Below are 12,532 nucleotides of genomic sequence, written 5' to 3'. Positions count from 1 at the left end.
TGGAGAGGGCATTTGCATGATGCAGCCGAGCCGCGTTTCCCGTGCTTTCCTCCGGCATCCTTCCTTGCGCCAGCGTCGCCCGGCCATTGGCGGACTCTGCCTGTCACCCAGATCTTCCGGCCTCGCGGCCCAGGAGTTGCCATGGCCTATCTGATCGCTCGTCCCCTGCTCGGCGCGCCCGATGAGATCAAGCTGTGGGTGGGGGCGTTTGACGTGCCCAAGCCGCCCACCGTCAGTTTCACGGTCGGTTCCCAACCCTTCGTGCCGGTGGCTGCCGGCGTGTTTGCGCCGATCCGTGACCGCAAGCCGGGCAACCCGTACTCCAACTTTCAGGCGGTGTTCACCTTCAAGGCGCTGGGCGCCGGGGTCGAGCACCCCGTCCGGGTCGACGCCGGGGCCGGTTTCACGCCGTATTTCTTGCGGGTGACCTCGTTGCCGGCCAGCGTGCCGGCGAAGTTGCAAGGCAGCTTCAAGATCCTGCTCGCCTCGTGCTACTGCTGCGAAACCGACGCGGTGGACGTCGGCCGGTTCATTCAACGCCTGCCGGTCAAGCCGGACATGGCCCTGTTCGCCGGCGACCAGGTCTACCTCGATGCCCCGGCGCTGGAGTCCATGCCCCAGACCGAAGACGCGCTGCGCCAGGCCATCTCGCGCAAGTACCGGCACAACTGGCTCTCGGAGATGACCGGCGGCATCGGCCTCCAGCAAGGGCTGAGCAAGGCCCCGGCCTTTTGCCTGCCGGACGATCACGAGTTCTGGAACAACTACCCGTGGAGCCAGTTCTGGAAGAACGGCACCCAGACCGCGCCGACACCCGCCGGCGGCGTCAACCTGTGGGCCGACGCCGCCCGTGAGATGTACGCCGACTACCAGCAGGGCGGCACCGTGGCGCAGACCAGCCTGCGCCTGGACATCGAGCCGCTGAGCATGCTGTTTCTCGACACGCGCAGCCAGCGCATGGCCGATTTCAACCACCCCCAGGGCCTGATGCCGATCGATGCCGAGAACGCGTTCAAGCTGTGGGCCAATGACCTGATCGCTTCCCAAGGCAAGGGTCAGCCGCGCATCGGCGTGCTGGCCACCGGGCAGACGCTGTCGGCCCAGCCGGCCTTCATGGACAAGCTGGGCGACGCCGAGCTGGCCAACTACGGCGTCCAGTACAAGATGATGATCGACACCCTCGACCGGTTGGGGCAGCACGGCATCCAGGTGGTGTTCCTCACCGGCGACGTGCACTGGAGCCGGGTGATGCAGGCCAGCAACATGAAGACCTCGCGCACCTGCCTGACCGAGGTGGTCTGCTCGCCCACCAGCCTGGTGCCGACGCCGGTGGTGGATCAACTGGCCAAGGCGGGCGACTTCCTGCACGGCATCTTCGGCGACCGCCAGCAATGGCCGTTGCACTCCGATCCCGAAAAGGCCCCGGCCTCTTTCGGCAACAAGGCGTTCCGGCCGGACGAGCCGACGCGGCCGCAGGGCTGGCGGGGCAACCATGTCGCGCTGGTGGAGTTTTCCCGTTCAGGGTTCGGCGTGGAACTGAAGGTCACCTACTACCCGATCACCGCGCCACCCACGCCGGCGTCGTCCGCCGGCCCTTTCACGTTGCTCAATGCCTGATGACCCCGTTCATGGAGAACCGACATGCCCGTCAAATTCACAGAGGTCGCGCGGTCCAACCCGCAGATCAGCACCTTCAAGCGCAAGGCCAAGGAAGACAACGTCGGCTGGCTGGAGCGCGCCGTCGGCGAGCTGGCGGACAAGAAGAACCCCGACCAGTCCTATGTGCTGCTGGCCGGCGCCAACGACACGATGGCCTGGCGCTTGCGCACCGGCCAGTCGCACTTGCGCTTTGACCTGCTGCCGTCCTACTGGTCAACGTCAGCCTTCCTGAAACTGTCGCCCAAGGGCGTGGCGCACTCGACGATCCTGCACGTGCCGTTGTTCCAGCCCGAAGGCGGCGTGTTCGCCACCGAGCGCAACGGTGTGGTGGAGTCCCCGGTGCAGCTGCTGGCGGACGAGGGCCGCTGGAAAAACATCGCCGTGATCGCCTGGCCCCGTTCGCAGGAGGACGTGCTGAGCAAGCGCGAACTGTTCGAGAAGGGCCGGGCCTATGTCGATGCGCTGGAGCACGTCGTGCGTTGGCTGGCGTTTTCCTGGGGCGTGGCGCGCACGCCCAACCCGATCCACGACGGCATCGGGCTGCCTACGGCCTGCATGCTGGAAACCCTCTACGCGGCCACCGGCCTGGACCTCACGCCCGGCCTCGAATCGCGCGCCTCCAGCCCCGAAGCGATCTGGGCGACGGCGATGTACTGGTACGAATACTTCACCAAGAACAACGTGGCGCCGCCCAAGGGTCGGTACACCGCACCGCACGACTACAACATCCACGACGGCAAGTGAGCCGACGGCAACTGAGGTGAAGGGAAGAGCGGGGACGCGGGCGGGAGTATCGAGAAATTGATTGGCGCCCTGTTTCGGGCTGTGTCAGGTTCACCGCGCCTGCCGTTTCGCGACGGCAGGGGCGAGTGACAGGACGGTCTCGCCGGAGATCGCCGTGGTCTGTCGGACACCGACAATTCTGAAACAAGGACGTACACCATGCCTCAAGCCTCTTCCCAGGCCAGCAACGCCTTCACCGAAATCGACACCTTCCGCCACCTGTACGACCGCGGCGACGGTCAGGTCAACGGCAAACCGTCGTTCACCGCCGACCAGGCCGCCGCCGAGATCCTGCGCAAGGGCATGTCCTGGCAGGACAAGAACGGCGACGGCAAGATCGACCTCAGCTACACCTTCCTGACCGACAAGCCTGCCAACTACAACCCGAAACTGGGCAACTTCGGCGAGTTCAGCGCCCTGCAGAAAGCCCAGGCCGTGCTCGCCATGCAATCCTGGGCCGACGTGGCCAACGTCACCTTCACCGAAGGCAACGGCGGCGACGGCCACATGACGTTCGGCAACTACGACGTCAGCACCGGCGGCGCGGCGTTCGCCTACCTGCCCCAAGGCAGCAGCTACGACGGCCAGTCCTGGTACCTGATCAACGACCAGTACCAGGTCAACAAGACCCCGGGCACCAACAACTACGGGCGCCAGACCCTGACCCACGAAATCGGCCACACCCTCGGCCTGTCGCACCCCGGCGCCTACAACGCCGGCAACGGCAACCCGACCTACGGTGACGCCAAGTACGCCGAAGACACCCGCGGCTACAGCCTCATGAGCTACTGGAGCGAAAGCAACACCGCCCAGAACTTCAGCAAGGACGGCAGCGGCGCCTACGCGTCGGCGCCGTTGCTGGACGACATCGTGGCGGTGCAGAAACTCTACGGCGCCAACCTGCAGACCCGTGCCGACGACACCGTCTACGGCTTCAACTCCAACGCCGAGCGCGACTTCTACAGCGCCACCTCCAACAGTTCCAAGGTGGTGTTCTCGGTGTGGGACGGCGGCGGCAACGACACCCTGGACTTCTCCGGCTTCAGCCACAACCAGAAGATCAACCTCAATGAAGGTTCGTTCTCCGACGTCGGCGGCCTGGTGGGCAACGTGTCCATCGCCTATGGCGTGACCCTGGAGAACGCCATCGGCGGTTCGGGCAACGACCTGCTGATCGGCAACGCGGCGGCCAACGAACTGGTGGGCGGCGCCGGCAACGACCTGATCTACGGCGGTGGCGGCGGCGACACGCTGTGGGGCGGGGAAGGGGCCGACACCTTCGTGTTCGGCGCGGCCAGCGACTCGACCATGACCGCGCCGGACTGGATCATGGATTTCACCAGCGGCCTGGACAAGATCGACCTGTCGGGCATCGCCGGCTTCGCCACCGGCGCGGCCACGCTGAACTTCGTCAGCGGCTTCACCGGCCATGCCGGCGATGCGATCCTCACCTACTTCGCGCAGACCAACCAGACCAGTCTGATGATCGACCTGACCGGCCAAGGTTCGGTGGACTTCGCCGTGGGCGTGGTGGGGCAGGCGCTGGCAAGCGACATCGTCGCGTGACCTGACCTGCGCAAAAAGAAACCGCAGCCTGCGAAGGCTGCGGTTTTTTCATGGGCGGTGCGCCGTTCGGCTGTGGATCCGGCGCGGTCGGGTCGCATGGGTTATACCTGAACCGATCCCTGTACCGCCGTCAGGAGCAGTCGATGAAACGTTCAGGCCCCAGACCCGTCATCTCCCTCGAAGAGCTTTCCGGTTGCCTGCTGGTGAAATTCCACGGCATCCAGGTGGCCGCTTCCTCCCACGTGCTGATCCTCAAGGAAGCCAACTACCCGCCGGTCTATTACGTCCCCCGCGAAGACATCGACGAGAAATACTTCGCCCGCACCGACCACACCAGCTACTGCCCGTACAAGGGCGACGCCAACTACTTCAGCCTGCAGGTGCCCGGCCATGAAGGCGCCAACGCGGTGTGGACCTACGAACGCCCCAAAGTGTCGGTGGCGGCGATCCGCGACTACGTGGCGTTCTACCCCGATCAGGTGAAGTTCCAGGTGATCAGTTGAACCGCCGGGCTCAGCGCCAGACCTGCAACGTGACTGCCCCGGTGTTGTTGAAGTACATGATCCGCACATCGTTGGCGAAGCACCTGAGCTGACCGCTGGCCGGTGCGACCCAGCCGTCGGGCCAGCGCAGGCCGTCGCCGATGGGGAAGAAACTGTCCCGGTCCTTGTCGACCGCGCCGATCAGCGTGAACCAGGTGGCGCCTGGTGCCTTGCAGCGGATGTACGGCAGGAACTTGTCGAGTTTGGGTTGCGGCTCACCGTTGGCGTTGTGCTGTGTGCCCCAATCGAACCAGTTTCCCCAGGCCCGGAAGAAATAGCGTTCCCCGGCGGTCAGCATCACCGAGGTGGGGAACCAGGGTTCGACGGCCCGGACGTCGACGGTGCGCAGCAGTTCGCTTGCGCCCGGTGGAGCGAGGGTTGAAGGCGTCATGTGCGGGCTCCGGTGCTCAATAGTTCAGGTCGACGATGCGCTCTTTCAGGTTGACGTCGGGGTCGAGCCGCAGAATGGTCTTAAGGGCCGAGGTCATGACATTCACGTCGTTGTCGAATCCGCCGTGGGAGGTGTCGTGCTTGTCTTTGTCGTCGGGCCCGTACTTCATTTTCGTGTCGTTGTAGATGTGCAGGGTTCGTGCGGCCTCCTCGGTCAGGCCTTTGCCCGTCAGGGCGAAACCCGAAGGCGCATTGCCGTTCCAGTAGAAGTTGTTCCACTGCAGGGTCATGTCTTTGGCGGCGGGGTTCCATTCGCTCAGTTTGGGGTCGCTGAAGGTGTGATAGGCACCGTCGAGGCTCTTGGCCATGCCCAGCAGCGGCATGCGTTGCAGTTCCTCGAACGAGCGGGAGACGAGGTAAAGCAGCGACTTTTGATAGACGTGGATGACGTTGTCGTCCTGTTCGCGATTGTCGGACATGATGTGCAAGTGGAAGTCGCTGCGTTGCAAGCCGCCGTCTTCGATGACCCTGCGATAGGTCCGGTTGGCGAAGTCGAGCGTGCAGGCCGGCGCCAACAGTGTGGACGTGGCGGTGGGCAAATGCCTGGACCAGAGCAACTGGATCAGATGCCCATTGATCAACGACCCGGCGGAGTGGCCGATCAGGTGCAGTTCGACGTTGGCTGGCCCCAGGTCGGCGGCGAGCGCCTGCAGATTGTCGGCTATCTCCACCAACGCCTGCGGTGTGAATCCGCTGACCGAACCGGCCAGCGCGTTCTGCTTCGTCTGGCTCCATTGGTCGCCGCCGAATTGTTTGGTGAGCATTTCCAGCGTGCGATCCATGTCCTCCACGAATTCGTCCTTGGCGTCTTTGATCGAGTCGATGATGCCGCCCGAGGAGAAAAGCAGGCCGGGGAAGTTGTCTTTGACGATATCCGCCACGGTCTCCAGCACGCCGGTGCGCCAGGTGATGAACAACGGGTAGACGCCGTTTGCGAGGAAGTAGGGGGCCATCGCGCAGATGCGATCGATCGAATCGCTCTCGGTGTTGAGGCCGCCGTGGGAGAAGACCGCGATACGCAGCTTGTCCGGCCGGTCTGAGTCCTTGAGGTTGCCGTACCACACCTTCGGCGCTTGCCGAACGATATGCATCACGGCGGTGCGCACGTTTTCCATGTCTACGAGGCGTGGGCCGATGGCGCCGTTGTTTTCCATGACCACCGTCATTCCATAGGCGGCTTTCGGCTCCAGGGCGGGCAGGCCCTTGCGGGGCTTCTTGAACAGGTCGAACGACAACAGGGAAAGACCTGCGCGCTTGGCGTTGACCGGAGACAAGGCATCGATGAACGGGGACGAAGCACCGCCCCGGACGTCGGCAGGCTGCAGATTGCGCGCAACCGTTCCGTGCTTGATCGGCACCCCCAGCGACACTGTCCAGGCATCGGTGCCGTTGGCCAGCCAGTCTTCGAACGTCAGGATCGCAAAGCCCGAAAAGCCCCAGGCCGTGGACCAGGAGTTCTGCACGATGAACCCCTCGTGGGTGTAGCCGAGGAGGGCGAACGCGTGTCCGCCTTCGGGCTTGGACGTCCACTTGATCACCGGCAGCTGGGAGGTGCTGTGGAACGCCTGGGTGCCCGACTTGCCCTTGTGCTGCAGATCCCAGCCCTTGTGCACATTGGCCGACACGTAGAGCACTTTCGTTTCATGCAGCGCCGCCATCATCGCGGTGATGTCGTCTTTCTCGACGCGGTAGTAAACGCCCAGCGGCCGGGTCACGGCGTCCTGCGCCCAGTTGGCGGCCGGCGCTTCGAAGTCCGGCGCCGAGCCGTTCGGCGCGACGGTGTAGGGCCACAGGCTGCGTTCGCAGGCACCGTGCTTGTGCCAGCCCTTCAAGGCCCCGCGGCAGCTGGAGCCGGTGTAGTCCTCGCCCGGCCACTCGTCGTAGAGCTTGGCCAGATGGTAGAGCTGGCGCGGGCTGGTCAGCACCGACTGGCGGTCGCGCCACCACAGCAGGTAGTTGATGACCGCCGAAAGGCCGAAACCGGTGCAGGCCCCTTCGTTGCCTTGGTACAGCACCATGCCGCGGTTCAGGTAGTCGGCCAGCTCATGGATGATGTCGTCATCCGAGGGGAACGCGGCGGGAAGCGACTGCACGCGCGGGGTGAAGATTCGGTCGCGCAGGTCCAGGCGGTCCGGGCGGGCGTCGAGGGTGAGGGGAGTCTTGGCGAAGGAAAACACGGAGGCAGGCATGGGGAAATCCTCGATCCGAGAGGCGCGTACCCCCACGCCACGAACGCTTTCTGCGTCGCAGGGTTTCGTTGGTGAGGTTTAGCGTAGACGAGAATTTCCGGGCGCAGGCGCGGGGTACGGCGAGCCGATGAAGCGTGGTCGGCGAAGGGGTGCCCCTCGCCGACAAGGACCGGCGTCAGTTCTTGTTCAGGTCGATGTTCTTGGTCTCCCGCAGGCACAGCATGCCCACCACCAGGCTCACCCCGGTGATCAGCACCGGGTACCACAAGCCGTAGAAGATGTCCCCGGTGTACACCACCAGCGCAAACGACACGGTCGGCAGGAAGCCGCCGAACCAGCCGTTGCCGATGTGGTAGGGCAACGACATCGAGGTGTAGCGGATGCGGGTCGGGAACAGTTCGACCATCAGCGCCGCAAGGGGGCCGTAGCACATGGCGGAGATGATGATCAGCGCCACGATCAGGGCGACGATCATCGGTTTGTTGATCTGCTGCATGTCGGCCTGCTGCGGGTAGCCGGCCAGGGTCACGGCGCCGCGCAGGGCGGCTTCGTCGAAGCCGTCGAGCTTGACGTCGCCGACGCTCACCTGCACGCCGCTGCCGGCCGGCAGGGCTTCGCTGTTGTAGGGCAGGCCCTGCTTGACCAGGAAGGTCTTGACCTTGTCGCACGGGCTGTCGAATTTGGCCTTGCCCACCGGATCGAACTGGAAGGTGCAGGTGGCCGGGTCGGCGGACACGGTGATCGGCGCCTGGCGGCTGGCCTGGTCGATGGCCGGGTTGGCGTAGTGGGCCAGGGACTTGAAGATCGGGAAGTACAGCGCCGTGGCCAGCAGCAGGCCGATCATCAGCACCGGTTTGCGCCCGACCTTGTCCGACAGCCAGCCGAAAATGATGAAGAACGGTGCGCCGATCACCACGCTGACGATCAGCAGACTGTTGGCCACCGCCGCGTCCATCTTCAGGAACTGGGTGAGGAAGAACAGCACGTAGAACTGCGCCGCGTAGAAGGTCACCGCTTGCCCGGCGTTGATGCTGAACAGCGCGGTCAGTACCACCTTGAGGTTTTCCCACTTGCCGAACGACTCGCGGATCGGCGCCTTGCAGGTCTTGCCTTCCTCTTTCATCTTCAGGTACGCGGGCGACTCGTGCAGGCTCAGGCGGATCCAGGTGGAGATGCCCAGCAGCACGATCGACAGCAGGAACGGAATGCGCCAGCCCCACACCTCGAACTGATCGCCGGTGAAGTAACGGCAGCCGAGCACCACCAGCAGCGACAGCAGCAGGCCGAGGGTGGCGGTGGACTGAATCCAGCTGGTGTGGAACCCACGCTTGCCGATGGGCGCGTGCTCCGCCACATAGGTCGCGGCGCCGCCGTACTCGCCGCCCAGGGCCAGGCCCTGGAGCATGCGCAGCACCACCAGAATGATCGGCGCGGCGATGCCGATGCTGGCGTATGTCGGCAGCAGGCCCACGGCGAACGTCGCCACGCCCATCAGGATGATGGTCGCCAGGAAGGTGTACTTGCGCCCGATCATGTCCCCCAGCCGACCGAACACCAGCGCTCCGAACGGCCGCACGATGAAGCCTGCGGCGAACGCCATCAGCGCGAAGATGAACGCCGTGGTGTCGTTGACCCCGGCGAAGAACTGCTTGCTGATCACCGCCGCCAGGGCGCCGTAGAGGAAGAAGTCATACCACTCGAACACCGTCCCCAGGGACGACGCGAAGATGACCTTGCGGGTATCGGGGGTGGTCTGCGTGGCGCCCACGGCGTCCAGCGGCTGAACGTGTTCTGACATATCGGTATCCCTCACAGTGATTGTTTTTGTTGTTTCCACTGGTGTTGCGTGTCCCGGTGAAGCGCGATGTCTGTGAAGCGGGTGCAGCGTCCCCTGTAGGCGCCAGCCTGCTGGCGATAGCGGTAATTCAGGAGATCGCCAGCAGGCTGGCTCCCGCAAGGTCTGCGGCGACGGTCGGGGAAAGGATCAGTTGCGCCGCCTTCTCGGCAATCATCAGCGTAGGCGAACAGGTGTTGCCCGAGGTGATGCGCGGCATGATCGAGGCATCGGCGATGCGCAGGCCCGGTACGCCGTGCACGCGCAACTGCGCGTCCACCACCGCGTCCGCCCCGTGGCCCATGCGGCAGGTGCCCACCGGATGGAAAATCGTCGTGCCGATCTTCGCCGCCGCCTCGTGCAGTTCCTCTTCGGTCTGCAGGTTGGCGCCGGGCAGGTACTCCACCGGGTTGAACGCGCGCAGGGCCGGGGCGGCGACGATGCGCCGGGTCAGGCGGATCGCGTCGGCGGCCACGCGCAAGTCTTCGGGATGGCTGAGGTAATCGGGCTGGATCAGCGGCGCCGCCTGGGGATCCGCCGAGCGGATCTCCACCCGGCCGCGGCTCTGCGGACGCAGGTCGCACACCGAGGCGGTGAAGGCGGGGAAGGGGTGCAGCGGTTCGCCGAAACGCTCCAGCGACAGCGGCTGCACGTGGTACTCAAGGTTGGCCGAGGTCTGCTCCGGCCCCGAGCGGGCGAACGCGCCCAACTGGCTCGGCGCCATCGACAGCGGCCCGCTGCGGTCATACAGGTAGCGCAGGCCCATGCCCATCTTGCCCCACGGGCTGGCGGCGATCTGGTTGAGGGTGCGGGCGTTCTCCAGCTTGTAGATCAGCCGCAGTTGCAGGTGGTCCTGCAAGTTGCCGCCCACGCCCGGCAGTTCATGGACGACACCGATGCCGAGGCGCTCCAGCAACGGCCGCGGGCCGATCCCGGAGCGCTGCAGAATGCTCGGCGACCCCACGGAGCCGGCGCACAGCACGATCTCCTTGCGCGCCTTGAACGCCTTCGCCTGGCCTTGCCAGCGTGCACGGACCGTATTGGCCCGGCCGCCCTCGAACAGCACCCGGTCCACTTCGGCCCCGGTCAGCACGGTCAGGTTGGCCCGGTCGCGGATCGGCTTGAGAAACGCCTTGGCCGCATTCCAGCGCACCCCGGCCTTCTGGTTGACCTGAAAGTAGCCGCAGCCCTCGTTGTCGCCCAGGTTGAAATCGTCGATGCGGGCAATGCCGCTTTGCTCGGCGGCCTCGCGGAACGCATCCAGGATCGGCCACGACAGGCGCTGCTGCTCGACCCGCCATTCGCCTTGGTCGCCATGGAACTCGGCGGCGCCGGCAAAGTGGTTTTCGCTCTGCTTGAACAGCGGCAGCACGTTGCGCCACGCCCAGCCGGGATTGCCCTCAGCGGCCCAGCCGTCGTAGTCGCCGGCCTGGCCGCGCATGTAGATCATGCCGTTGATCGAGGAACAGCCGCCCAGCACCTTGCCGCGCGGGTAGCTCAGCGCGCGGCCGTTGAGGCCGGGTTGCGCTTCGGTCTTGAAGCACCAGTCGGTGCGCGGGTTGCCGATGCAGAACAGGTAACCCACGGGGATGTGGATCCAGGGATAGTTGTCGCGCCCGCCGGCCTCCAGCAGCAGGACGCGGTGCCGGGCATCGGCCGACAGCCGATTGGCCAGCAGGCAGCCGGCGGGACCGGCGCCGACCACGATGTAGTCGTATTCATCAAGGGAAGTCTGCATTCCCTGACCTCGCTTCTTGTTTTTGTTGTCGGTCATCCTAGTTGTTAGCTTTCGTCAAAAGAATGTTAGTTTTTGCGCAGCCGCTGTGCGTTTTCAAACAGCGCCCCTCCCGCGTAGCCAACAAGGACAAGCGATGTTCGACTGGAATGACCTGCGCTTCTTTCTGGAACTGCAACGCAGCGGCCGCCTGCTCACCGCCGCCCGCCGGCTCAACACCACCCACGCCACCGTCGCCCGGCACATCGAGGCCATCGAGAAGAGCCTGGGCACCGCGCTGTTCGTCCAGCACGCCCAGGGCTACGAAATGACCCCGGCGGGGGAGGCGCTGCTCAAGCACGCCGAAGCCATGGAAAACGTCGCGCTGCTGGCCCAGGAAGAGATCACCCAATCCACCGCGCCGCTGGGCAAGATCCGCGTCGGCGTCACCGAGGGGTTGGGCATCATGTTCCTGGCCAGCCGCATGGGCGGGCTGTTCGAGCGGTATCCGGGGCTGGAGGTGGAACTGGTGGCCGTGCCGCGCTTCGTCAGCATCCTCAACCGCGAGGCGGAAATCAGCATCCACCTCGAACGCCCGGCGGCCGACATGCTCGTCACCCGCAAACTCACCGACTACCGCCTGGCGCTCTACGCCAGCCGCGCCTACCTCGACGGCGCGCCGCCGCTGCGCAGCCGCGAAGACCTCGGCCGCCACGCGTGGATCGGCTACGTCGACGACTTGCTGTTCAGCCAGGAGCTGATGTTCCTCAACAGCTTCTGCCGCAACCCCCGCGTGGTGTTCCACAGCACCAGCGTGATCGCCCAGCAACAGGCGGCGCGCTCGGGGCTGGGGATCGCCGTGCTGCCGTGCTACATGGCCGCGTCCGACCCGGAGCTGGTGCCGCTGCTGCCCGACGAAAGCATCGAGCGCAGCTACTGGATCAGCACCCGGCGGGAACTGCACAAGTCGGTGCGGCTGCGGGTGGTCTGGGATTATGTGGTGAGCCTGTGCGAGGCGGAGCGGGGGTTGTTGCAGGGGTGAAGTGGCGCAGAACGTTGCTGGGTTGAAGCATTGTTTCTGTGGTAAAGGGGCTTGTCGAATCGTCGCACCGTCCCGCTGGGGTGCGACGATTCGACAAGCCCTCTCACCACAGGTGCGGTGTCCTAGCGGTTCTTCACGTACTCGTCGTAGGCCGATTTGCTCATCCAGGCCGGATTGCTTCTTTCAGAGGTTCTGATCTTGAACAACCATCCCTTGTCCTCCGGGCTTTCATTGACGAGTTCGGGGGAGTCATTCAGCGCCTCATTGATCGCAATCACTTCTCCGGAGACAGGAGCCAATATTTCGGATTTTGACTTCACCGACTCTACTTCAGCTATGTATTCACCCTGACTGGCGTTTGTGCCGATGTTCGGTAAACCAACGTAGACAATATCGCCCAACGCATCCTGGGCATGAACCGTAATGCCCACCGTCACGATATCCCTGTCGAACAACAGCCACTCATGTTCCGTCGTATACATTTTCCCCATCTCGATCCACTCCAGGTCGATTGAATTATCCCTGTGGCGAGGGAGCTCGTTCCTGCGCAGCAGGTCACGCTTTTTTGGCTCGCTTCGCCATCCAGCCATTCCGTGAATGGGGCCAGCGTAATCAGAACCCGGCCAAAAGTGACCTGACAGAAATGACAGTCCGTTAGAGCGTTTGGCGATTCCCTCAATCACGGATAGATCGAAAAAAGCGTCGTCCGCTGGACGCCCCGGGCGTTCTGGACTTCAATCCGTCATCAAACCC

General features: G+C 64.5%; 10 protein-coding genes. 5 read left to right on the top strand and 5 right to left on the bottom strand.

Annotation, left to right across the window (positions count from 1 at the left end):
* Window positions 1-141: 141 nt before the first annotated feature.
* The 4 genes from CAG41_RS09185 (at window position 142) to CAG41_RS09170 (ending at window position 4,511) form a co-directional block, all read left to right on the top strand.
* Entirely contained in the window at window positions 142-1,617 is a 1,476-nt protein-coding gene (locus CAG41_RS09185) for an alkaline phosphatase D family protein (RefSeq protein ID WP_085580032.1), read from the top strand.
* A gap of 24 nt (window positions 1,618-1,641) precedes the next feature.
* The gene (locus CAG41_RS09180; RefSeq protein ID WP_085580034.1) at window positions 1,642-2,403 is read left to right on the top strand and encodes a hypothetical protein; all 762 of its coding nucleotides are present in this window, start codon (window positions 1,642-1,644) and stop codon (window positions 2,401-2,403) included.
* Between the two features lie 198 nt (window positions 2,404-2,601).
* Window positions 2,602-4,008, top strand: a complete 1,407-nt coding sequence (locus CAG41_RS09175; protein WP_085580036.1) for a serralysin family metalloprotease — start codon at window positions 2,602-2,604, stop codon at window positions 4,006-4,008.
* 143 nt (window positions 4,009-4,151) lie between these two features.
* Window positions 4,152-4,511, top strand: a complete 360-nt coding sequence (locus CAG41_RS09170) for a DUF427 domain-containing protein (RefSeq protein WP_085580038.1) — start codon at window positions 4,152-4,154, stop codon at window positions 4,509-4,511.
* Window positions 4,512-4,521: 10 nt separating this feature from the next.
* Here CAG41_RS09170 and CAG41_RS09165 read toward each other — a convergent pair whose 3' ends face one another.
* From CAG41_RS09165 to CAG41_RS09150, 4 genes are all read right to left on the bottom strand, one after another.
* The gene (locus tag CAG41_RS09165) at window positions 4,522-4,941 is read right to left on the bottom strand and encodes a hypothetical protein (RefSeq protein ID WP_085580040.1); all 420 of its coding nucleotides are present in this window, start codon (window positions 4,939-4,941) and stop codon (window positions 4,522-4,524) included.
* 16 nt (window positions 4,942-4,957) lie between these two features.
* Window positions 4,958-7,189 (bottom strand): C1 family peptidase, encoded by a 2,232-nt coding sequence (locus tag CAG41_RS09160; RefSeq protein ID WP_085706910.1) that lies wholly within the window; start codon window positions 7,187-7,189, stop codon window positions 4,958-4,960.
* A gap of 175 nt (window positions 7,190-7,364) precedes the next feature.
* A complete protein-coding gene (locus CAG41_RS09155; protein WP_085580044.1) occupies window positions 7,365-8,987 on the bottom strand; it encodes an MFS transporter in 1,623 nt (540 codons plus the stop codon).
* A gap of 127 nt (window positions 8,988-9,114) precedes the next feature.
* Window positions 9,115-10,761: a GMC family oxidoreductase gene (locus CAG41_RS09150; RefSeq protein ID WP_085706909.1), complete on the bottom strand. Its 1,647-nt coding sequence runs from the start codon at window positions 10,759-10,761 to the stop codon at window positions 9,115-9,117.
* A 133-nt stretch (window positions 10,762-10,894) separates the two neighbouring features.
* On the opposite strand from CAG41_RS09150, the gene CAG41_RS09145 reads away from it, so the two are divergent.
* Window positions 10,895-11,779, top strand: coding sequence for a LysR family transcriptional regulator (locus CAG41_RS09145; protein ID WP_085637527.1), 885 nt, complete (start codon window positions 10,895-10,897; stop codon window positions 11,777-11,779).
* Window positions 11,780-11,901: 122 nt separating this feature from the next.
* On the opposite strand, the gene gcvH is transcribed toward CAG41_RS09145, so the two are convergent.
* Window positions 11,902-12,270 carry a glycine cleavage system protein GcvH gene (gcvH, locus tag CAG41_RS09140; protein ID WP_085633932.1) on the bottom strand — a complete coding sequence of 123 codons (369 nt, stop codon included), beginning with the start codon at window positions 12,268-12,270 and terminating at the stop codon, window positions 11,902-11,904.
* Window positions 12,271-12,532 lie beyond the last annotated feature (262 nt).

Source organism: Pseudomonas sp. B35(2017), assembly GCF_002113645.1.
In the GTDB taxonomy this organism is placed as follows: Bacteria; Pseudomonadota; Gammaproteobacteria; order Pseudomonadales; family Pseudomonadaceae; genus Aquipseudomonas; species Aquipseudomonas ekonensis.
This window is presented reverse-complemented; position numbering and strand designations above follow the sequence as displayed.